The 19,389-nt window shown below is 62.3% G+C and carries 22 protein-coding genes and 1 tRNA gene; 16 read left to right on the top strand and 7 right to left on the bottom strand.

The window, feature by feature from the left end; all coding sequences use genetic code 11:
* Positions 1 to 57: 57 nt before the first annotated feature.
* The 5 genes from murA (at position 58) to Q7V31_RS08205 (ending at position 4,229) form a co-directional block, all read left to right on the top strand.
* The gene (gene murA / locus Q7V31_RS08225) at positions 58 to 1,329 is read left to right on the top strand and encodes a UDP-N-acetylglucosamine 1-carboxyvinyltransferase (protein WP_304733586.1); all 1,272 of its coding nucleotides are present in this window, start codon (positions 58 to 60) and stop codon (positions 1,327 to 1,329) included.
* A 4-nt stretch (positions 1,330 to 1,333) separates the two neighbouring features.
* Positions 1,334 to 1,768, top strand: a complete 435-nt coding sequence (locus Q7V31_RS08220; RefSeq protein WP_304733585.1) for a DUF2948 family protein — start codon at positions 1,334 to 1,336, stop codon at positions 1,766 to 1,768.
* Positions 1,769 to 1,868: 100 nt separating this feature from the next.
* Positions 1,869 to 3,164: a histidinol dehydrogenase gene (hisD, locus tag Q7V31_RS08215; RefSeq protein WP_304733966.1), complete on the top strand. Its 1,296-nt coding sequence runs from the start codon at positions 1,869 to 1,871 to the stop codon at positions 3,162 to 3,164.
* A gap of 55 nt (positions 3,165 to 3,219) precedes the next feature.
* Positions 3,220 to 3,744, top strand: coding sequence for a UPF0262 family protein (locus tag Q7V31_RS08210; protein ID WP_304733584.1), 525 nt, complete (start codon positions 3,220 to 3,222; stop codon positions 3,742 to 3,744).
* Positions 3,745 to 3,746: 2 nt separating this feature from the next.
* Positions 3,747 to 4,229 carry a low molecular weight phosphatase family protein gene (locus Q7V31_RS08205; RefSeq protein ID WP_304733583.1) on the top strand — a complete coding sequence of 161 codons (483 nt, stop codon included), beginning with the start codon at positions 3,747 to 3,749 and terminating at the stop codon, positions 4,227 to 4,229.
* A gap of 63 nt (positions 4,230 to 4,292) precedes the next feature.
* On the opposite strand, the gene Q7V31_RS08200 is transcribed toward Q7V31_RS08205, so the two are convergent.
* On the bottom strand, positions 4,293 to 4,790 hold the full coding sequence (locus Q7V31_RS08200) for a GNAT family N-acetyltransferase (RefSeq protein WP_304733582.1): 498 nt from the start codon (positions 4,788 to 4,790) through the stop codon (positions 4,293 to 4,295).
* 122 nt (positions 4,791 to 4,912) lie between these two features.
* Here Q7V31_RS08200 and Q7V31_RS08195 point away from each other — a divergent pair, with 122 nt between their 5' ends.
* From Q7V31_RS08195 to Q7V31_RS08185, 3 genes are all read left to right on the top strand, one after another.
* Entirely contained in the window at positions 4,913 to 5,638 is a 726-nt protein-coding gene (locus Q7V31_RS08195; protein ID WP_304733581.1) for an SIMPL domain-containing protein, read from the top strand.
* A gap of 135 nt (positions 5,639 to 5,773) precedes the next feature.
* Positions 5,774 to 5,992, top strand: coding sequence for a translation initiation factor IF-1 (gene infA / locus Q7V31_RS08190; protein WP_293509117.1), 219 nt, complete (start codon positions 5,774 to 5,776; stop codon positions 5,990 to 5,992).
* The gene (locus Q7V31_RS08185; protein ID WP_304733580.1) at positions 5,989 to 6,585 is read left to right on the top strand and encodes a nucleoside triphosphate pyrophosphatase; all 597 of its coding nucleotides are present in this window, start codon (positions 5,989 to 5,991) and stop codon (positions 6,583 to 6,585) included. Before infA ends, Q7V31_RS08185 begins: the two co-directional genes overlap by 4 nt.
* Positions 6,586 to 6,626: 41 nt before the next feature.
* Here Q7V31_RS08185 and Q7V31_RS08180 read toward each other — a convergent pair whose 3' ends face one another.
* Positions 6,627 to 7,469, bottom strand: coding sequence for a class I SAM-dependent methyltransferase (locus Q7V31_RS08180; RefSeq protein WP_304733579.1), 843 nt, complete (start codon positions 7,467 to 7,469; stop codon positions 6,627 to 6,629).
* Between the two features lie 175 nt (positions 7,470 to 7,644).
* On the opposite strand from Q7V31_RS08180, the gene Q7V31_RS08175 reads away from it, so the two are divergent.
* The 4 genes from Q7V31_RS08175 (at position 7,645) to Q7V31_RS08160 (ending at position 10,502) form a co-directional block, all read left to right on the top strand.
* Positions 7,645 to 8,346 (top strand): helix-turn-helix domain-containing protein, encoded by a 702-nt coding sequence (locus Q7V31_RS08175; RefSeq protein WP_304733578.1) that lies wholly within the window; start codon positions 7,645 to 7,647, stop codon positions 8,344 to 8,346.
* Between the two features lie 207 nt (positions 8,347 to 8,553).
* Entirely contained in the window at positions 8,554 to 10,074 is a 1,521-nt protein-coding gene (locus tag Q7V31_RS08170) for an Rne/Rng family ribonuclease (RefSeq protein ID WP_304733577.1), read from the top strand.
* A gap of 18 nt (positions 10,075 to 10,092) precedes the next feature.
* Positions 10,093 to 10,317 (top strand): DNA gyrase inhibitor YacG, encoded by a 225-nt coding sequence (gene yacG / locus Q7V31_RS08165; RefSeq protein WP_304733576.1) that lies wholly within the window; start codon positions 10,093 to 10,095, stop codon positions 10,315 to 10,317.
* A 109-nt stretch (positions 10,318 to 10,426) separates the two neighbouring features.
* A tRNA-Phe gene (locus Q7V31_RS08160) sits at positions 10,427 to 10,502 on the top strand.
* A gap of 140 nt (positions 10,503 to 10,642) precedes the next feature.
* On the opposite strand, the gene Q7V31_RS08155 is transcribed toward Q7V31_RS08160, so the two are convergent.
* Positions 10,643 to 11,203: a lipid-binding SYLF domain-containing protein gene (locus Q7V31_RS08155; protein WP_304733575.1), complete on the bottom strand. Its 561-nt coding sequence runs from the start codon at positions 11,201 to 11,203 to the stop codon at positions 10,643 to 10,645.
* Between the two features lie 515 nt (positions 11,204 to 11,718).
* Here Q7V31_RS08155 and Q7V31_RS08150 point away from each other — a divergent pair.
* The 3 genes from Q7V31_RS08150 to Q7V31_RS17355 all read left to right on the top strand — a co-directional run bounded on the left by Q7V31_RS08150 (position 11,719) and on the right by Q7V31_RS17355 (position 16,682).
* Complete coding sequence (locus Q7V31_RS08150) at positions 11,719 to 16,140, top strand: chemotaxis protein CheB (protein ID WP_304733574.1); 4,422 nt, start codon at positions 11,719 to 11,721, stop codon at positions 16,138 to 16,140.
* Positions 16,141 to 16,259: 119 nt separating this feature from the next.
* A complete protein-coding gene (locus Q7V31_RS08145) occupies positions 16,260 to 16,418 on the top strand; it encodes a DUF3309 domain-containing protein (protein ID WP_304733965.1) in 159 nt (52 codons plus the stop codon).
* 24 nt (positions 16,419 to 16,442) lie between these two features.
* On the top strand, positions 16,443 to 16,682 hold the full coding sequence (locus tag Q7V31_RS17355) for an entericidin A/B family lipoprotein (protein ID WP_370690638.1): 240 nt from the start codon (positions 16,443 to 16,445) through the stop codon (positions 16,680 to 16,682).
* Positions 16,683 to 16,829: 147 nt separating this feature from the next.
* Here the strand turns inward: Q7V31_RS17355 and Q7V31_RS08135 are convergent, their stop codons facing one another.
* The 4 genes from Q7V31_RS08135 to Q7V31_RS08120 all read right to left on the bottom strand — a co-directional run bounded on the left by Q7V31_RS08135 (position 16,830) and on the right by Q7V31_RS08120 (position 18,771).
* A complete protein-coding gene (locus Q7V31_RS08135; protein WP_304733573.1) occupies positions 16,830 to 16,985 on the bottom strand; it encodes a DUF3309 family protein in 156 nt (51 codons plus the stop codon).
* A 195-nt stretch (positions 16,986 to 17,180) separates the two neighbouring features.
* On the bottom strand, positions 17,181 to 17,966 hold the full coding sequence (locus Q7V31_RS08130) for an SDR family NAD(P)-dependent oxidoreductase (RefSeq protein WP_304733572.1): 786 nt from the start codon (positions 17,964 to 17,966) through the stop codon (positions 17,181 to 17,183).
* An 87-nt stretch (positions 17,967 to 18,053) separates the two neighbouring features.
* Positions 18,054 to 18,413 carry a hypothetical protein gene (locus Q7V31_RS08125; RefSeq protein WP_304733571.1) on the bottom strand — a complete coding sequence of 120 codons (360 nt, stop codon included), beginning with the start codon at positions 18,411 to 18,413 and terminating at the stop codon, positions 18,054 to 18,056.
* A gap of 106 nt (positions 18,414 to 18,519) precedes the next feature.
* The gene (locus tag Q7V31_RS08120) at positions 18,520 to 18,771 is read right to left on the bottom strand and encodes a DUF6460 domain-containing protein (protein WP_304733570.1); all 252 of its coding nucleotides are present in this window, start codon (positions 18,769 to 18,771) and stop codon (positions 18,520 to 18,522) included.
* Positions 18,772 to 18,895: 124 nt separating this feature from the next.
* Between Q7V31_RS08120 and Q7V31_RS08115 the strand changes: the two genes are divergently transcribed.
* Positions 18,896 to 19,384, top strand: a complete 489-nt coding sequence (locus Q7V31_RS08115; RefSeq protein ID WP_304733569.1) for a cupin domain-containing protein — start codon at positions 18,896 to 18,898, stop codon at positions 19,382 to 19,384.
* Positions 19,385 to 19,389 lie beyond the last annotated feature (5 nt).

Raw genomic sequence — 19,389 nt, 5'->3', positions numbered from 1 at the left:
GACACCCGGGGCCCCTTTCCTCTATAACGCGCGGAAACCGGATCGGACGCTTATTCCATGGACACCATTCACATTCGCGGCGGCCGCCGTCTCAAGGGCGCAATCCCGGTCAGCGGCGCCAAGAACGCCGCTCTGCCGCTGATGACGGCGGCGCTCTTGACGGACGAGCCGCTGCGGCTGTCCAACATGCCGCGCCTCGCCGATGTGCGCACGCTGACCAAACTTCTCGGCGCGCTGGGTGGCGAGGTCTCGGTCGATGAGGGTGCCGATGCCGACGTGATGACGATCCGCGTCGCCGACATCGCCTCCACCACCGCGCCTTATGAAATCGTCTCGCAGATTCGCGCCAGCTTCTGGGTTCTGGGCCCGCTGCTCGCCCGCTGCCACGAGGCCAAGGTCTCGCTGCCGGGCGGCTGCGCCATCGGCGCGCGCCCGGTCGATCTCTATATCAAGGGCCTCCAGAAGATGGGCGCCGAGATCGACCTCGTCGAAGGCTATGTGCTGGCCAAGGCGCCGGGCGGCCTCAAGGGCGCCGTCATCCGCTCGCCCATCGTCTCCGTCGGCGCCACCCACACATTGATGATGGCGGCAACGCTGGCCGACGGCGTGACCGTGCTCGAAAACGCCGCCCGCGAACCGGAAATAGGCGATGTTGCAAAATGTCTCGTCGCCATGGGCGCGAAGATCGAGGGCATCGGCAGCTCGACGCTTCGCATCGAAGGTGTCGAAAAACTGCATGGCGCCACGCACCGTGTCATCGCCGACCGCATCGAGGCCGGCACCTATGCGATCGCCGCCGCCATGACCGGTGGCGAAGTGACGCTTGAAGGTGTCGAGGCTGAAACCTTCGAGGCGGCGCTCTCGGTGCTCCGCGCCGCGGGCGCCGGCGTCGAGGCCGAGCAGGGCGCGGTCCGCATCTACCGCAACGGCGAGCGCCTGCAGGCGACCAATGTCGTAACCCAGGTCTTCCCCGGCTTCCCCACCGATCTTCAGGCGCAATTCATGGCGCTGATGACGACGGCCGATGGCGAATCCGAAATCACCGAGACGATTTTCGAAAACCGCTTCATGCATGTGCAGGAGCTGGCCCGTTTCGGCGCCGACATTTCGCTGCATGGCGACAAGGCGCTGGTCCGCGGCGTCGACAAGCTGAAGGGCGCCCCTGTCATGGCGAGCGATCTGCGCGCTTCCGCCGCGCTCATCATCGCGGGACTGGCAGCCGAAGGCGAAACCGTCATCAACCGCGTCTATCACCTCGACCGCGGTTTCGAGCGGATCGAAGCGAAGCTCGGCGCCTGCGGTGCCGAAATCTGGCGCGAAAAGGCCTGAGACGATGAGCGATCTGCGTCTCCAGGCCGAGGATGCCGACGATCTCGCCGTCATTTCCGCCGCGCTGCAGGACGCGGTGACGAAAGTCGCCGATCTCGCTTTCCTGCCCTCGACGCGCCGCTTCGCCATGGTGGTCAACCGCTTCCGCTGGGAAGATGTGTCTGCGCGCCGCGACAGTGGCGCCCGTGCCCGCGCCGGCCTTCACTTCGAGCATGTGCTGTCGGCCCAGGCCCGCAACATCGCGCAGGACCGTCATCATGGCGTGCTCAATCTTCTGGCGGTCCGCTTCGAGGAGCTGAACCCGCCATCCGGCATCGTCACGCTGGTTTTTTCGGGTGGCGGCGAATTGCGCCTTGAGATCGAAGCGCTGGAGGTCCATCTCTCCGATCTCGGCCCGATTTGGCAAACGCCCAACGTGCCCGAACACAAGCTGGACTGAGCTATAGTCAATCCCTCTCTTCCACCCTCCCCCTGAGGGAGGGTCAAACGGGCGAAGCCCGTTTGGGGAGGGGAAAGCGATAGAATTGAGCGATAGATCAATGCCCGTTCGTCTCAACACCGCCGACGCAAATTTTGAAGCCGCCTTCGCCGCGCTCCTCGCCGGCAAGCGCGAGACGTCGGTCGACGTCGCCGACACGGTGACGAAAATCATTGCCGATATCCGTGCGCGCGGCGACGCGGCGCTGATCGAATACACGAAGCGTTTCGATCGCCTCGAAAAGCTGACGCCGGAAGCCCTTGCCATCCCGCAAGCCGACATCGACGCGGCCACCGCCGCCTGCGATGCGAAAACGCTCGACGCGTTGAAGCTCGCTGCCGCCCGCATCCGCGCCTATCACCAGCGTCAGAAGCCGAAGGACGAGCGCTTCACCGATGAGGCTGGCGTCGAGCTCGGCCACCGCTGGACGCCGGTTGCCGCCGTCGGCCTCTATGTGCCGGGCGGCACCGCCAACTATCCAAGCTCCGTCCTGATGAACGCGATCCCGGCGAAAGTCGCCGGCGTCGCCCGCCTCGTCATGGTCGTCCCCACGCCCGATGGCGTCGTCAATCCGCTGGTGCTGGCCGCCGCGAAGATCGCCGGTGTCGACGAGGTCTACTGTGTTGGCGGCGCGCAGGCCGTCGCCGCGCTCGCCTACGGCACCGCCACCATCGCCCCGGTCGACAAGATCGTCGGCCCCGGCAATGCATATGTCGCCGAAGCCAAACGACAGGTCTTCGGCACCGTCGGCATCGACATGATCGCCGGCCCCTCCGAAATTCTGGTGCTGGCCGACGGCGAGAACGACCCGGAATGGATCGCCGCCGATCTGCTCTCCCAGGCCGAACATGATGCAAGCGCGCAGTCGATTCTGATCACCGACGATGCGGACTTTGCCATCCGCGTCGAAGAGGCTGTTGCCCGCCAGCTGCAGGTGCTGCCGCGTGAAACCACCGCGACGAAAAGCTGGGCCGATTTCGGCGCCGTCATCGTCGTGAAGAGCCTCGCCGACGCCGTGCCGCTGGTTGACCGTCTGGCCCCCGAACATCTCGAAATTGCGGTCGGCGATCCCGAACCGCTGGCTGCCGCTGTCTCCAATGCCGGCGCAATCTTTCTCGGCCGCTTCACGCCCGAAGCCATCGGCGACTATGTGGCGGGCTCGAACCACGTACTGCCCACCGCTCGCTCGGCGCGTTTTTCCTCAGGCCTCAACGTGCTCGACTTCATGAAACGCACCTCCATCGTCCGCTGCGACGCCGATGCACTGCGTGCCATCGGCCCGGCCGCCGTCGCGCTTGCCGAAGCCGAAGGCCTCGACGCCCATGCCCGCTCGGTCGCGATCCGCCTCAACATCTGACGCGGCCCTCTCGCCCCTCGCATCCGCCTCCCAAATCGGCGTAAAGTACCGCACCATGCCCGACCAGAGCGCCAGCGACGGAAGCGAATCGAGCCCTGCGCCTCCCGAAGGCGCGGCGTTCCGGATCGTTGACCTCGTCCTCGACGAGCACACGGTCGTGCGCCGCAGCCCGGACGTCGAGCATGAGCGGAAAGTCGCGATCTTCGACCTGCTGGAGGAAAATGTTTTTGCGCCGGTCGGCAGCGATGGCGGGCCTTACGTGCTGCATCTGGCCATCGAGGACAACCGCCTCGTCTTCGACATCCGCCTCGAAAGCACCGAGCCGCATGGCAAGGTTCTGCTCTCGCTGACGCCGTTCCGCCGCATCGTGAAGGACTACTTCATGATCTGCGAGAGCTATTACGACGCCATCAAGACGGCCGCTCCCGCCCAGATCGAGGCGATCGACATGGGTCGCCGCGGCCTTCACAACGAAGGCTCCGAACTGCTGAAGGAGCGTCTCGCCGGCAAGATCGACATGGATTTCGATACTGCCCGCCGTCTCTTCACGCTCATCTGCGTGCTGCACATCAAGGGATGATGATGGCGACCGGAACGGCAAAACCCGAACGCAAGGAAACCATGCCGGCCTCCGTGCTCTTCGCCTGCAATCTCAATTCGATCCGCTCGACCATGGCCGAGGCCATCCTGAAGAAGCTTCATGGCAACAGTATCTTCGTGGATTCCGCCGGCGTTCGGCCCGCCGAAGAAGCTGATCCCTTCACGGCCGAAGTGCTGCGCGAAGACGGCATGGCGCCGCCCGCGAGCGGCCCGAAGGGTTTTGACGACCTTGAGGAAACGAGCTTCGACCTCATCGTCGCCCTGACGCCCGAGGCGCGCGACATGGCCGAGAAACTGACCCGCGCCTCGGCGACCGAGGTTGAGTTCTGGGCGATCGCCGATCCCCTGGCATCCCCCACCGGCGGCAATCGCGAACGGCGGCTGGCCGCCTACCGGGAGCTCCGCAACCAGCTCCGCCGCGCCATCGAAACCCGCTTCCCCTGCAAGGAAAGCGCGGCGGGTTAGGTCATCTCTCCTTCTCCCCGCCGAAGGCGGGAAGGGGAACGCCAACGCAAGTCCGCTCCGCACTCAAATCGTCCGGTACATCACCAGCGCATCGACATAACCCTCCGCCGGATGCAGAAACGCCCCCGGCAACCGCCCGACAATCTCGAACCCGCATGACCGCCACAGATGCACCGCCGCAGCGTTGGTCGAGATCACGAAGTTGAATTGCATGGCGCGAAAACCCCGTGCCTTCGCCTCTCCGAGCGAGTGCAGGCACATGGCCCGTGCCACCCCGCGCCCCCGCGCTTGCGGGGCGACCATGTAGCCACAATTGGCGACATGCGCGCCGCCGCCGCCCGCATTGGCGCGCAGGTTATACGAGCCCGCGACACGGCCGCCGTCCTCGGCGACGAACACCGTATTCCCCGCCGCCCGCCAATAGGCCAGCGCCCCCGTCCGGTCGAGGTCGCGCGGCAGGGGATAGGTCTCGCCCGCCCGGATCACGGGCGCCATGATCGCCCAGATGGCGTCGTCATCGTCGTCGGTGGCAGGGCGGAGCCTGAGGGCGGTCTTTTCCATGAAGCCCAATCATACCCCAGGCAGCGACTCCCGGGGATAAGTCGCCGCAAAAGCCCTGAAATCGTCGCAATCGCTATGCTATAGTCGCCGCCATTATTGCCACGCCCTGGGGGAGCCCGCCTATGAATCCCGTCGCCGCTATTGTCGCCGCTGTCATCCTTGCCCTCGGTCTTGCACTGGGCGGCTGGTTCGGCGGTCAGGGCCTCGTCCAGTCCCGCCTCGGCGACCGTTCGGTCTCGGTCAAGGGCCTCTCCGAACGTGAGGTGAAAGCCGACCTGGCGCTCTGGGGCCTGCGCTTCGTCGCCACCGGCAACGACCTCAAGGAGACCCAGGTCGAAATCAAGCGCAACGCCGACAATGTGATCCGCTTCCTGACATCGCATGGTTTCAGCGAGGACGACATCGAGCGTCAGGCGCCCCAGGTCACCGACCGTCTGGCGCAGAACTGGAGCAGCGGCCAGGTCGAAAGCCGTTTCATCATCGCCCAGCAGATCGTGCTGCGTTCGACCGATATCGACCGCGTGGTCAAGGCCAACAGCGAATCGAGCACGCTGGTCGATCAGGGCGTCGTGCTCTCCAACGAATACGGGCCCGTTCGCCCCTCCTATCTCTTCACCGGAATCGCCGCCTTGAAGCCGGAGATGATCGAGGAAGCGACAAAGCGTGCCCGCGAGGCGGCCGAAACCTTCGCTGCCGATTCGGGTTCCGGCCTTGGCGGCATCCGCCGCGCCTGGCAGGGCCAGTTCGAAATCCTGCCCCGTGACGCCACCCCCGGCACCCAGGAAGCCGAGCAGGTGATGAAGACGGTCCGTGTCGTCTCGACCATCGAATATCTGCTGGTCGACTGATCTGGGGCCCTTCCGGCTGAATTTGCGCGAGAAATCAACGCTTTGCCGTCCCGGGCGGCGCGATTCCGCGCCCGCGCCACTTGATTTTCCGGCGCTTTCTGACCATTCTCCCGGCAAATCTCCAAAGGATGCTGAATGTCGAAGGAAGAACTGCTCGAGTTTCCGGGCACCGTTACGGAACTGCTGCCCAACGCCACGTTTCGCGTCAAGCTCGAGAACGAACACGAGATCATCGCCCACACGGCCGGCAAGATGCGCAAGAACCGCATCCGCGTGCTGGCGGGCGACAAGGTGCTTGTCGAGATGACGCCCTACGATCTGACCAAGGGCCGGATCACCTACCGTTTCAAGTGACCGTTCCCCGCCTCGTCCTTGCCAGCGCCTCGCCGCGCCGCCTCGAACTCCTCGCGCGCATCGGCATCGAACCCGCAGCCATCGTCCCGGCCGAAATCGACGAAACGCCCCTGAAGGGCGAAGTACCGCGCGCCCATGCCGAGCGCCTCGCGCGCGAAAAGGCCGAAGCCGTCGCCGCACTCCATCCGCAAGCGCTGGTGCTCGCCGCCGACACGGTGGTGGCCTGCGGTCGCCGCATTCTCCCGAAAGCCGAAACCGAAGCTGAAGCCCGCGCCTGTCTCGCACTGCTGTCGGGTCGTGCGCACCGCGTCTGGACGGCGGTCCATCTGAAATCGCCACGAGGCGAAAGCGCGCGCGCGGTCGAAACCCGCGTTGCCTTCAAGCGTCTCTCTGAAACCGAAATCGAAGGTTATGTCGCTTCGGGCGAGTGGCGGGGCAAGGCCGGCGGCTACGCGATCCAGGGCCACGCCGCGATCTTTGTCCGCTCCCTGATCGGTTCGCACTCCGCCGTTGTCGGCCTGCCGCTCTACGAGACGGCAAACCTCTTGGTCGGCGCCGGCTATCCGTTGTGGACGGAGTCCGCCGGAAAATAAAAGCGACGCCCCGGCGCGCATCGCCGGGGCGTCGTCCTGTCCTATCGCCGCGTCACGACGATCTCGAGATATTCGCTCGGCACGATCATCGTCGCGTCGCCCGAGCGGTTGAACTTTTCGGCGAGCGCCGTCAGATCGTCGGCAAGCTTGGCCTGAGCCGCCGGGTCGAGCGCCGCAAAAGCTTTCAGCACCGGCCCGTACCACGACTTGAAGACGTCAAGCCAATGCGCCGTCGAGCGATAGCGGAAAACGAAATTGCGCGCCTCGATGTCGATGGCGGAAGCCTGTGCGCCGAACATCTCGGCGATGCGCGCCCGCGTGCCCCACAGTGCCGGCGACTTCGCACCGGCCGGCGGCGGCAGATGCCGGCCGATGGTCTTGAAGAGCTGGCCGATGAAACCTTCCGGCGTCCAGTTGGCGAGGCCGATCTTGCCGCCGGAGCGGCAGACGCGGATCATCTCGGCCGCCGCCTTGTCGTGGTCTGGTGCGAACATCACGCCGAAGGTCGAAACCACCGCATCGAAGCTTGCATCGCCGAAAGGCAGCGCCTCGGCGTCGGCCTCCTGGAAGTTCATCGGCAGCCGCTCGGCCGCCGCACGCTCCCGGCCACGTTCCAGCAATGCCGGCACATAGTCGGTCGAAACCACGTCGCACCAACGCCGTGCCGCCGCGAGCGACACATTGCCGTTGCCGGCAGCGACGTCGAGCACCTTTTGGCCGGGGCGAATGTCGAGTGCTTCGCAGAGATCTTCGCCGACGATCTGCAGCGTCGTGCCGACCACGGAATAGTCGCCCGACGACCAGGCGCCCTGTTGGCGCGCTTTCAGCGCCGCGAGATCGGGGTTACCGGCATCCGGGTGTTTGAGGAGAGAATTGAGGCTCATGGGAGGGGTCTCTTTCAGTGAGGGTTTTGGGTGCATTTCCGCCCTTCGCGCCGCCGGCCTTGGCCGCGGCGGGCGCATCTTTCGCGCGTTCCGGCCGCCGGAAATAGTCCATTGAATGTACTATTCGCACGCCCCCGCATTTTCTAAGCTTCCGGAAAGTTCAGGAGGACGCACCATGCGCAGCTACGGCCAGTTCTGTCCCGTCGCCAAGGCGGCGGAGCTTTTTTGCGAGCGCTGGACCGCGCTCATCATCCGTGACCTGACCTTCGGCGCGACGCGCTTTTCGCAGTTGCGGCGCGGCGTTCCGCTGGCCTCGCCCACGCTGCTGTCGCGCCGCCTGAAGCAGCTCGAGGCCGAAGGCATTATCGAGCGCCGCCGTTCCGAAACCGGACGAAGCTGGACCTATCATCTGACCCCGGCCGGCGAAGAATTCGCCCCCATCGTCGAGGCGCTCGGCGTCTGGGGCCAGAAATGGACGCGCCGCGAACTGGCGAAACACGAAGCCGACGTGACGCTGCTTCTATGGGGCCTCGAAACCCATGTGAAGCCCGAAGCCTTCGGCGCGCGGCGCTGCGTCGTGCAACTGACCTTCACCGACATGCAGCTCGCGCGGCGCAACTGGTGGTTCGTCAATGAGGAGGGCCGCGCCGAGATGTGCTTCGAGGAGCCGGGCTTCGATGTCGATCTCTATCTGACTTCGACATTGCGCGACATGATCTACATCTATCGTGGCGATCTGCCGCTTGCCCGCGCGCTGGCCGAGAAGCGCCTCGAGACACATGGTCCCGCATGGGCGCGCCGCGCGCTTCCCCGCTGGATCGCCCCCGACGCCATCGCACTGGTGAAATCGCAGAGGGCGGACGCCAGGGCCGCCTAGTCGCCCCGGCACGGAAGGGTCACCCGGCCTGCATTGACAGGATGTCATCGGCGGCGGCTGCACATTGCCCGCTCGTCGACAGAATCAGGCCCATTCCCTGACTGGCCTCATCGCGCGCAACAGTGCTAGGATTGAATCTACAGAATTGAAGGTGAAATTGGGGGTATCGGCCGCGTGGGGGCGCGGGCGGTGCAAATCGGGAAGTTGATGTCCGAAGAAGTCTTGATCAATGTTGGCCCCGGCGAAACACGCGTCGCGGTCATTGAGGACGGTCGGCCCGTGGAGCTCTTTCTGGAGCGCACCATGGAGGACGACCTGAAGGCGAAGACCGGCCGCGCCGGCCATTCGCTGATCGGCAACATCTTTCTCGGCCGCGTTCAGCGCGTGTTGCCGGGCATGCAGGCGGCATTCGTCGAAGTCGGCCTCGAGCGCGCCGGCTTTCTCGGCGCGCGCGAGGCGCGCTGTCTCTGCGAGCTGACCGGGCTCGACGAGGGCGTGCTACCGCCGATCAGCGCCTGCGTGCAGGAAGGCCAGGCGATCCTTGTCCAGGCCGTCAAGGATCCGATCAGCGACAAGGGCGCGCGGCTGTCGGCCAATGTCACCATTCCGGGCCGTCTTCTGGTGCTGGTGCCCAACCAGTCCGGCGTCGCGCTGTCGCGCCGCATCGAGGACGAGGCCGAGCGCGAAAGGCTGACGGCGCTGGTCGAGGAAATGGTCGAACGCTTCAACCCCATGGGCGTCACCGGCGAGCCAGCGGGCTTCATCGTCCGCACCGCCGCCATCGGCGCGACGACCGAAGACATCGCCGCCGATGCGCGCCAGCTCGCCGAAGAATGGCGGAAGGTGCGCGAAATCGAAAAGCGCTCCACGGCGCCTTGCGTCGTCTTCCACGATCTCGACCCCGTCTCGAAGACCTTGCGCGATTGCGTCAGCGCCGACACGTCGCGCGTGCTGATCGACGATGCCGATGCCTTCGGCGAGGCGCAGCGCTATTGCCGCCGCGCCATGCCCGAAATGATCGAGCGTGTGCAGCTCTTCAACGGCCCGGGCTCTCTTTTTTCACTGTATGACGTGGACGGAGAAATCGAGGCGGCGCTCGATCCGCGCGCCGAGCTGCCTTCCGGTGGCTGGATCACGATCGAGACAACGGAGGCGCTCACCGCCATCGACGTCAATTCGGGCCGCTACACGGCGGCGACCGGTCTTGAGGAAACCAGCGCCAAGATCAATCTCGAAGCGGTCGACGAAATCGTCTACCAGCTGCGCCTGCGCGGCACCGGCGGCCTCATTGTCATCGACTTCATTCACCTGAACGATCCGGCCAACATCCAGAAAGTGCTCGACGCGCTCAACACGGGCTTCGCGAAAGACCGTGTGCCGACGCAGATTTCAGGCATGTCGGAATTCGGCCTTGTCGAAATGACGCGCAAGCGCGTCCGCGAGCCGCTCGACAAATTGTTGACCGAACCCGCCTATACCTGCGGCCGCCCGCGCCGCAAGACTTGCGCGACGATGGCCAACGACCTGCTGCGCCGCATCGCCCATGTCGCGCAAGTGACGCCCGGCCGCCCGCTGGTCGCCCGCGCCGCTGCCGAAGTCGTCGACTGGCTCGAGCGCGGCAACCCCTATTTGATCGATCGGCTTCGCCGGAAGGTGGCTGTCGAAATCAGCCTGGTGGGCGAGGGAGGATTTCCGCGCGAGCGGATCGACGTTATGACAGTTCAGTGACAGATTTTTGACAGTTCGATGACAGAAACCGGGGACAAGTCCAACGTCGTGAAGCTGCGCAGCCCGCGCCCATGCCCGGTTTGCGCCAAAAAATCGGCGCCCGACTTCCATCCTTTCTGCTCCAAGCACTGTGCCGACGTCGATCTCAACCGCTGGCTGAAAGGCGCCTATGCAATTCCGGCCGTCGAGCCGCCGGACGATTGGGATGCAGAGGCGGCGGGGGACGACGAAGAACAGCGCTAAGCCATTGGCAGTGTTTGTTTTCTTACCCCTCTGGACAGTCCGGATTCGATCTCCTATAACCCGCGAACCTCGCCGCGGCCGGGCCTGATTGCCCCGCCTCGGAGCTTCCGCCCAGGTAGCTCAGTTGGTAGAGCATGCGACTGAAAATCGCAGTGTCGGTGGTTCGATTCCGCCCCTGGGCACCACTTCCTTTCGATCTCTGTGCGCCGGAACGAGTTGCTTCCCCTGCGAGGTCGCGTTTGGGCTGGCCGATCTGCAATACGGAAACGCCACCCGTCGTTTCCGAGGGATGGCGTTGCCGCTCGCATTTCTTTGATGTCGTCGTTCAGTTCTTGATTCTGGAAATCTTCGTTCCCTCGATGCTGACGCCAGCCATCAGACCTTGCTGGTCGAAGATGAAGGCATATGCGGCATCCTTCAACGTCGACGTCGACAGGTTCGTGGCGACGCCTTCGTCCATGACAACGACCGTCGGTCCAACGCCGACTTCCCATCCCTGTGATTTGTCGAGATATTCCACGGCTTCATCGGTCATGAGGAAGACGGCATACGAATATGACTGTGCGCCTGCCTGCAGACCCCAGGAACCGGTGAACGAGTTGAAATACCCGTCGATGGTCGATCCCTTCATCAGGACGCCTTCACCATAGGCGCCACCGAATATGAGGCCGGCCTTGACCACGTTGGGGAAAACGAGAACGGCCTTGGCTTGCTTTGAAATCTGCAGCGCGGTCGGGTTGGTCTTGTAGAGAGTTTTCAGGGCCTGATCGGCGTCCCGGTGGAGATCCTCCGTCGTCGCGGCAGCGGCGCGGTCAAACGCGCCAACCATCATGAAGGCCGGGATGGCGAGAAAACTCACCAGGAAAAGGGTTCGGATATTGATCATTTTGGCATTCCTGTTTCAAGAGTGACGCAAGCACGGTGTCGTGAGTGCTTGCGGTCGATCCGTGTGCGCATCTTGTTTTTTGACAAGTCAGAGACGCCGGCGCCGGAAAGCCGGGTCGCTCGCCAATCCGATCGCTAACCGCCACAAGGCAGGGCTCTCGCATATTCGGATATACTTGCCATCCGGGATTTACAGATCGATTACGTTGCCGGGCGCTTGTCTGGTAGCTGGCCTGGCGGCCGGCAGACACGCGCAAAACAACCCCTGTGCGGCAACTGAAAAGGTGCCGCGAACCACTCCACGGTTTGGGTAGTGTGAAGCTAGCCCGTCAGGGTCTGTTGCGAACAGACTCGGATACTACGTAGACCTGCATATCCGGACATGTCGCTCGATGCGCGCGCAGTTTGCCGCGCTTTTTGCCCGGGCGGCGACAATAGAATCTCGATCTCGCCCCGATATGGGAAATGTGATAGAATTAAATTCTGCCCCGCGCTGCGGGGCTGCAACGCGAAAGCATGAGCATGCCAGGAAGCCGTTCACCCCAGGATGGAACGGCCCGGTCGCAACCGGCAGGCCGCGCGCCGCCATCGCAATCGGTTTCTCAGGTGCCGGATGATTTTCCGGTTGTCGGCATCGGCGCCTCGGCGGGAGGTCTCGAGGCATGCAAGAAACTTGTCAGTGCTCTGCCTGCCGACATCGGCATGGCCTTCATTCTGGTTCAGCATCTCGACCCGACCCACGAAAGCATGATGGTCGGACTGCTGGCCGAACATACCAAAATGCGTGTGCAGCAGGCGACGAACGGGATGCCGATCGAACGCGATCACCTCTACGTCATTCCGCCGGGAACTTATCTCTCTGTGGGCGATGGTGTTTTGCACCTTTCTCATCCGCAGGCACGTCACGGCGCCCGATTGCCGTTCGATTTTTTGCTTCACTCTATGGCGGAGGACTGCGGCCCACGCGCTGTTTGCGTGGTTCTCTCGGGAACAGGTGCGGACGGCAGTCTCGGACTGAAATCCGTGAAGCAAAAAGGTGGGTTGGTCATTGTGCAAGACCCGGACGAGGCCGCTTACGATGGCATGCCGCGCAGCGCCATCATGACCGGCGCAACGGATCAGGTGTTGCCCGTGGCGGACATCCCGGATGCGCTGGTCGCATATGGCCTGCAGATCACCGCCCCGGAGCGGGCTCCGGACGCGCGGTCGGCGGCCAGCACAGAGGATTGCCTGCCGGCGATCGTCGAACTGCTGCGTACAAGTTCGGGACACGACTTCAGGCTCTACAAACGAGGCACGCTGCAGCGTCGGATCGAACGCCGCATGGCGTTGGAGGCGATCGAGAGCAGCGAAATGAACCGCTATTTCGAAATCCTGCAGAACGACGCCGCGGAGCTCGAACGTCTCGCCAAGGATTTGCTCATCAACGTCACCAGCTTCTTTCGCGACCCGAAGGTATTTGAATATCTGGCTGAGAAGATCATCCCCGGCCTGGTTCAGAACCACTCGCTCGATCGCCCTCTTCGTATATGGGTCGTTGGGTGCAGCACCGGCGAGGAGGCCTATTCTCTTGCAATACTGATCCAGGAGCAGATCACGGCGGCCAAACGCAACATCAAGCTGGAAATATTCGCTTCGGATGTTGACGGGGATGCAGTGGCGACTGCACGGGACGGCCTCTATCCTCATTCGATCGAGGCGGGTGTGTCGCCGGCCCGCCTTGAGCGCTTCTTCTCCAGGGAAGATGACAATTACAGGATTTCGCCGGCGCTGCGCTCGTCGGTCGTCTTTACGGTGCAGGATGTGCTGACTGACCCTCCTTTCTCGCGCATTGATATGATTTCATGCCGGAATCTTTTGATCTATCTGAGTCCGGAAGCGCAAGCGAAAGCCATCGCCGTATTCGGCTTTGCCTTGCGCGAGAACGGCATTTTGCTTCTCGGCAACGCGGAGACGATCGGACACGATGACGGCCGCTTTGAAGTCATATCCAAACCCGAGCGCATCTATCGGCAAGTCGGCCGAGGCAGTCCAGGCGAATTGGGGCGACTGATCAGCGCCGACAGCGCTGTGAGAGTTCCCACCCGAACATGGCAGAATCTCGCGCCGTCACGACAGACGGTTCTCGCTGACCTCTGCCGGCAACTGGTAATGGAATCCTATGCACCGGCGGCCGTTTTGATCAACAGCAAGTACGAATGGCTTTTTTCGCTGGGGCCGACGGACCGCTACCTGCGCGTCCCGTCGGGGCCACCCACGCACAATCTGCTCGCCATGGCGCCGGAGGACTTGCGAATCAAGATTCGCTCAGCGATTCAAAAGGCAAAACGGGAAAACAAGCGCATTTCGGTCCGCGGCGGCAGCACGGCGCACAACGGCGACACACATACGTTCAGCATCGAAGTTCAACCGGTTCTGAACGAGGGTGAAGAACATCTGCTGGTTTGCTTCATTGACGAGCCAAGGCCGGAGCCGGCGCAAAGCCGCGCGACGAGGCCCGAAGACGTCTCGCGTGTGAGCGAGCTCGAGCAGGATCTCGCGTCCACAAGAGCCGAGCTTCAGGCGGCCATCCGCGATCTGGAGGTGTCGGGCGAGGAGCAGAAGGCAATCAATGAAGAAGCGATGTCGGTCAATGAAGAGTTCCAGTCCACCAACGAGGAACTGTTGACCGCCAAGGAAGAATTACAGTCGCTCAACGAGGAACTGACCGCTCTCAACAGCCAGCTTCAGGAAACGCTGGAGCAGCATCGGACGACCGCCAACGATTTGCAGAATGTCCTCTACAGCACCGATGTCGCGACGCTCTTTCTTGATACCGATCTCAAAATTCGTTTTTTCACCCCGGCGACCAAATCGCTCTTCAGCGTCATCCCGAGTGATATTGGGCGGCCACTTTCGGACATCAACTCTCTGGCGATCGACAATACGCTTCCAGCGGACGCTCGTACGGTGCTTGAAAGCTTCGCCTCAATCGAGCGAGAGGTCGAGGCGCAGAACGATGTCTGGTTTATCCGCCGGATATTGCCCTACCGTACAAGCGACAACAGAGTTGAGGGTGTGGTGATCACCTTCGTCGATATCACCGCCCAGAGGCTTACGGCAAAGGCACTCGAAGACGCCAGGCGGCAGGCCGATCTTGCCAATGTCGCGAAGTCGAGATTTCTTGCCGCCGCGAGCCACGATCTCCGCCAGCCACTGCAAACGCTCGCGCTGCTTCAGGGACTGCTGGCAAAAAAAGTCAAGGGAGAGAGCGAGAAAAAGCTGATCGCACGCCTGGATGCAACGATCACTTCCATGTCAAGTATGTTGAATACATTGCTCGATCTGAACCAGATTGAGGCCGGCACTGTCCGCCCCGTAGCGGTAAACGTCAGGATCGACGATCTCTTCAGCCGTATTCAGGAGGAGTTCTCCTACATCGCAAAGGCGCAGGACATCAATTTTCGCTTGGTTCCTTGCAGTCTTTGGGTACACAGCGATCCGCAACTGCTTGAGCAGATGATCCGCAATCTTCTGTCAAATGCATTCAAATATACGATGCACGGCGAGGTGCTTCTCGGTTGTCGCCGGCGCGGCGAAAGGCTCAGCATCGAGGTTCTGGATACCGGCATAGGTATCGCCGAGAGCGATATCTCCAAAATCTTCAATGAATACTACCAGGTCGACAACGCTGCACGCGAACGCAATCGGGGACTCGGTCTTGGCCTCTCGATCGTGCGTCACCTGGGCAAGTTGCTCAAGCACCCGGTCCGGGTCTGGTCGAGTCCGGGAAAAGGATCCATGTTCTGCATCGATGTCCCGCGCGCTCCAGTCGAAGCGCCGCATCCGGCTCAGTCGCGTCGGCGCGATGTGGGCAGCCGCACAGACATCGAGGTTCGGCACACCGGCACCATTCTGGTCATCGAGGACGATTCGGAAGTGCGTGAGCTTCTCGAGCTCTTTCTCGCCAGTGACGGCCACCGTGTCGTCACGGCACCGGATGGTGTCACCGCGCTGCACCTGGTTGCACGCGACAACATTCAGCCCGACATCGTCATTGCTGACTACAATCTGCCGAACGGCCTGAATGGACTTGAGGCGACAGCGAAGCTGAGGGAGAGGTTTGGTGCCCGGTTACCGGTTTTCATTCTGACCGGTGACATATCGACCGATGTCCTGCGGGCCATCGCTTTCCAGGACTGCCTGCAGCTCAACAAGCCGGTCAAACCCGAGGAGTTGGCCAATGCACTCCAGCGCGTTCTGAAGACGGTCGCTCCTGCCGCGTCGGAACCACGCCGGGCGGGTACAAAAATCGCGCTCGACGAACCGGATACGCCGATCATTTTTGTCGTCGACGATGACGGCCAGATACGTGACGCCTTTCGTGAGCTGCTTGAGGCGGAGGGCTTTGCCGTCGAGGTCTACGCGGATGCCGAGGCTTTCCTCAATGCCTATCGTCCGGGACGTGAGGCATGTCTTTTGATCGATGAGAAGCTGCCGGGAATGGACGGGCTCGGATTGCTGCAACGTCTGGACGAGATCAACCATCAATTTCCGGCAATCATGATTACGGGCAATGGCGACGTGCCGATGGCCGTCCAGGCAATGAAGGCGGGGGTCGCAGATTTTATCGAAAAGCCGGTCGAGAGTGCCGAATTGCTTGCAAGCGTCCGGCGGGCGCTCGAACGGTCCCGGGATAAAAACAAGCTGCTCGCATGGCACGAAGAAGCGGCCAAGCATGTTGCGGGCCTGACGCCCCGGCAGCGTCAGATCATGGAGATGGTCCTCGCCGGAGACCCCAGCAAGAATATCGCGGCCGATCTGAAGATCAGTCAGCGCACCGTCGAGAGCCATCGTGCCGCGATCATGAAAAAGACCGGTTCGAAGTCTCTGCCTGCGCTCGCCCGGCTGGCCCTTGCCGCGGCAAGCCGATTGGACGAACCGCCGGCTGACGCATAACGCCGGCCCGTCTTCGAGGGTATTTTGCTGAGTACATTCCGAGTCTGTGGACCCAACCTGTCTGCCGATACTCTGCACCCTGTCCTTTTTCATCCCCTTTTCGGGAGGCGCATATGGACATGGGCACCGGCACGATCCTGCTTTTCATCCTGCTTCTTCTTCTGATTGGCGCCTTGCCAAGATGGCCGCACAGCGTGAACTGGGGTTACTACCCGAGCGGTGGGCTGTCGGTCGTCATGGTCGTCATCCACGTGCTGATACTCACACAACGAATCTGACCCGGATGCGTCGCCGGTATCGCGATGCAAAGTCAAATCGCATGTGCATGCATGCACCTCCGCTCCGCCTTTCGCAGGGCGTTCCGAAACCGCTCAGCCAAAGGCAGTGCCATGAGCATGAAATCGACGATGCTAACCTTCACCCTGTTACTTCTTTTCAGTGCCGTTTCGATCTTGGGCGGGTGCAATACCGTTGCCGGGGCCGGCAGGGATATTTCCAAGACCGGCGACAACATCGAGAGCAGCGCGGAACGGAACAAATAAACAAGCAGCCGATCGTCCCTGCGCGCAGCGGGGGCGATCATGCTGTCCATTTATTCATACCCGGCTTCAGGCCCGAGGGGCGCCTGCAAGCGGTGTTGAAAACCGCCTGCATCTGTGTCGGGATCGGCTCTCGGAGATCGTCGCGGGTCAGATCCGTCCCATGAGCAAAAGAATGAGGACCACGACCAGGACGATACCCAGTCCACCGCTCGGGTAATAACCCCAACCCGAACTATGTGGCCATGTCGGCAGCGATCCGACCAGAAACAAAATCAGGACGATCAGTAGAATAGTACCGAGCATGGCGGTCGCTCCTCTGGAGACGGCGTGAGTGCCGCGACTGTCCCGTCTGTGGCCCCCGTGAATCTGTCGTTCGGACCGTAACCGGCGGTACATAAAGGCGTCAGACTCGGAAACTACCTAGGTCCATCGGCCTTGCGCGATCTGCCAAACGTCGTCGCGATCTATGTACCGTCGGGTGCCGTGTCGTGCAGCGATTCAGCGCCTGCCCGCAAATGGATGCGTGCTTGAAAGCCCGCCATCGACGGCGATCGCCTGCCCGTTGACATAGGAAGCATCGTCGCTGGCGAGGAAAAGCGCCGCATGCGCGATTTCCGGCGGTAATCCGTAGCGCTTCATCGGATTGAGCTGACCGATCTTGTCGTCGCTGCCGCGCGCGCGCGCGCCATCGAAAATCGGCTTCGTCATGCCGGTCTCGATCAGGCCCGGACAGATCGCGTTGACGCGCACGCCCGAACCGTAGAACTCGTTGGCGACCGTTTGCACGAGGCTGATGACGCCGGCCTTGCTGGCGCTGTAGGCGGTCGCGCCGGCGTTGGCCCTGAGGCCCGCCACCGAAGCGGTGCAGATGATCGAACCCTTGCCCTGTTTGAGCATGTAGGGGCTCGCATATTTGATCGCGAGAAATGGGCCAATGAGATTGACCGCAAGAATTTGCTGCCAATAAGCGACAGTTTGTTCTTGTAGCGGGACCATACCGCCGCTGATGCCCGCATTGGCGTAGAGCACGTCGACGCCGCCATACTGTGCCGCACAATGCTCGACAAAGTCCTTGACGGCGGTCTCGTTGCTGACATCGGCGGCGACGGAGGAAACTGCGCCGCCTTCCTTGCGGATCATGTCGGCCGTCTCGTCGACTGCCGCTTCCACGAGATCGATGGCGACGACCTTGGCGCCCTCCGCCGCAAAGAGACGGGCGCTGGCGCGGCCGATGCCACTGCCAGCGCCCGTCACAATGGCGCGTTTTCCCGAAAGTCGTCCCATGATCGCCACTCCCTCGAATCGCCGAATTTCATCTCGGGGACTCTAGTAAAAGCGAACGCCGGGGAACAGACGGAAGAGGGTGTTGGGTCAGAAATCCTTGCCGGCTGTGACCGACCAATTCACGTTGCCCTGCTCGCCTTCGATGGTGCCCGAGCCGCCAACGGTCGGCGCATCTTCGATCGGGGCGGTGCAATTTTCAGGTGCCTCACCCATCGTCGTGCAGATCGTGTTGTCGGCAACACGCCAGCTGCCGCTGATTTCCGAGCCGTCGGCCGCCTTGACGACAATGCTCGACGTATCGGGATAGAAAATCTTGGTCACCGCGCCGTCGGCAGCCGTCAGCGTAACGGTATTGCCGACGAGCCCGGCACCAACATCGGCCGTTGCAGGCGCGGCCAGCGCGACGGCGGAAACGGCCAGAGCCGCGGCGAAAATCGTCTTCTTCATGGATATCCTCCCAATTTATACCCCTGTCCGGCCCGGGAACTTTGTGCCCCGCCGCCGTTAACCAAGCGACTCTACATAGCTTGCGTTCTCGTGCAACAGGTGGATGTCAGCCGCGGAAACTTGGCGGTTTCAGCAGAAAGATGATCAGCCAGACCGGAATGAGCACCATCGCGCCGAGCAGGAAATGCGGCAGCGCCCAGCCAAACCCCTCGCGCACAAAAGTGAGGATCGCCTCAGGCGTGAATCCGAAGTCCTGCAGCACCTGCTCGGCCGTGATGTCGAACGCATTGAGAAGCGCGCCGACAGCCACCGCTCCGATGAAGAACTTTATCAGTACTGAAAAGGCGTGTTGGATCATGAAATTGCCGCCCGTCCCATTCAGACTGGCCCCGACGAATCAGTCTGAATAAGTCTAGACGGCAGACGCAAAAGGCACAAAATCCGGAGCACGACCGCCGAAAACTGCGAAAAGGAGAGACCCGGTGACATCGAAAGACCCTGACGGCGCGGCCTGCCTTCTTGGCGCTGCGCAGATCGCGGCTTTGCCGGAAAAGCGGCATGTCCACCAGTTCAACGCCAATGCCGTCCGCAACACGCGCTCGATCGGCGACCTGCTTGGGCTTTCGGATGTCGGTGTCCATCTGGTTCGCGTTGAGCCGGGCCGCGAAACGACCGAGCACCACTTCCACGGCCAGGACGAGGAATTTCTCTACGTCCTTTCGGGGCAGGGCGAAGCGACCATCGGCGATGAAAGCTTCCGCGTCGGCCCTGGCGATTTCATGGCCTTCCCGAAAAATTCACCGGCCCATTCGATGCGGGTGCCAGACGATGCAACCGAAGACCTCGTCTATCTGATGGGCGGCACGCGGTCGCCCATCGACATCTGCACCTATCCGCGCCTCAAGCGCCGCATGTACCGCGTCGACGGCATGAAGGAATTCGCCGCGCTCGACGATTTCAAGAAGGTCTGACCGGA

It is taken from the genome of Parvibaculum sp. (assembly GCF_030651915.1).
GTDB lineage: Bacteria > Pseudomonadota > Alphaproteobacteria > Parvibaculales > Parvibaculaceae > Parvibaculum.
Note: the sequence above shows the minus strand (reverse complement) of the source record. Positions and strands in the feature narration are given on the sequence as shown.

Coding starts and splice junctions, on each gene's coding strand:
- Q7V31_RS08150 (WP_304733574.1), top strand. CDS start 11,719: ATGAGCATGCCAGGAAGCCGTTCACCCCAGGATGGAACGGCCCGGTCG.
- Q7V31_RS08180 (WP_304733579.1), bottom strand. CDS start 7,469: ATGAGCCTCAATTCTCTCCTCAAACACCCGGATGCCGGTAACCCCGAT.
- Q7V31_RS08220 (WP_304733585.1), top strand. CDS start 1,334: ATGAGCGATCTGCGTCTCCAGGCCGAGGATGCCGACGATCTCGCCGTC.
- Q7V31_RS08155 (WP_304733575.1), bottom strand. CDS start 11,203: ATGATCAATATCCGAACCCTTTTCCTGGTGAGTTTTCTCGCCATCCCG.
- Q7V31_RS08210 (WP_304733584.1), top strand. CDS start 3,220: ATGCCCGACCAGAGCGCCAGCGACGGAAGCGAATCGAGCCCTGCGCCT.
- infA (WP_293509117.1), top strand. CDS start 5,774: ATGTCGAAGGAAGAACTGCTCGAGTTTCCGGGCACCGTTACGGAACTG.
- Q7V31_RS08120 (WP_304733570.1), bottom strand. CDS start 18,771: ATGATCCAACACGCCTTTTCAGTACTGATAAAGTTCTTCATCGGAGCG.
- yacG (WP_304733576.1), top strand. CDS start 10,093: ATGACAGAAACCGGGGACAAGTCCAACGTCGTGAAGCTGCGCAGCCCG.
- Q7V31_RS17355 (WP_370690638.1), top strand. CDS start 16,443: ATGCAAAGTCAAATCGCATGTGCATGCATGCACCTCCGCTCCGCCTTT.
- Q7V31_RS08205 (WP_304733583.1), top strand. CDS start 3,747: ATGGCGACCGGAACGGCAAAACCCGAACGCAAGGAAACCATGCCGGCC.
- hisD (WP_304733966.1), top strand. CDS start 1,869: ATGCCCGTTCGTCTCAACACCGCCGACGCAAATTTTGAAGCCGCCTTC.
- Q7V31_RS08200 (WP_304733582.1), bottom strand. CDS start 4,790: ATGGAAAAGACCGCCCTCAGGCTCCGCCCTGCCACCGACGACGATGAC.
- Q7V31_RS08170 (WP_304733577.1), top strand. CDS start 8,554: ATGTCCGAAGAAGTCTTGATCAATGTTGGCCCCGGCGAAACACGCGTC.
- murA (WP_304733586.1), top strand. CDS start 58: ATGGACACCATTCACATTCGCGGCGGCCGCCGTCTCAAGGGCGCAATC.
- Q7V31_RS08135 (WP_304733573.1), bottom strand. CDS start 16,985: ATGCTCGGTACTATTCTACTGATCGTCCTGATTTTGTTTCTGGTCGGA.
- Q7V31_RS08130 (WP_304733572.1), bottom strand. CDS start 17,966: ATGGGACGACTTTCGGGAAAACGCGCCATTGTGACGGGCGCTGGCAGT.
- Q7V31_RS08125 (WP_304733571.1), bottom strand. CDS start 18,413: ATGAAGAAGACGATTTTCGCCGCGGCTCTGGCCGTTTCCGCCGTCGCG.
- Q7V31_RS08195 (WP_304733581.1), top strand. CDS start 4,913: ATGAATCCCGTCGCCGCTATTGTCGCCGCTGTCATCCTTGCCCTCGGT.
- Q7V31_RS08175 (WP_304733578.1), top strand. CDS start 7,645: ATGCGCAGCTACGGCCAGTTCTGTCCCGTCGCCAAGGCGGCGGAGCTT.
- Q7V31_RS08145 (WP_304733965.1), top strand. CDS start 16,260: ATGGGCACCGGCACGATCCTGCTTTTCATCCTGCTTCTTCTTCTGATT.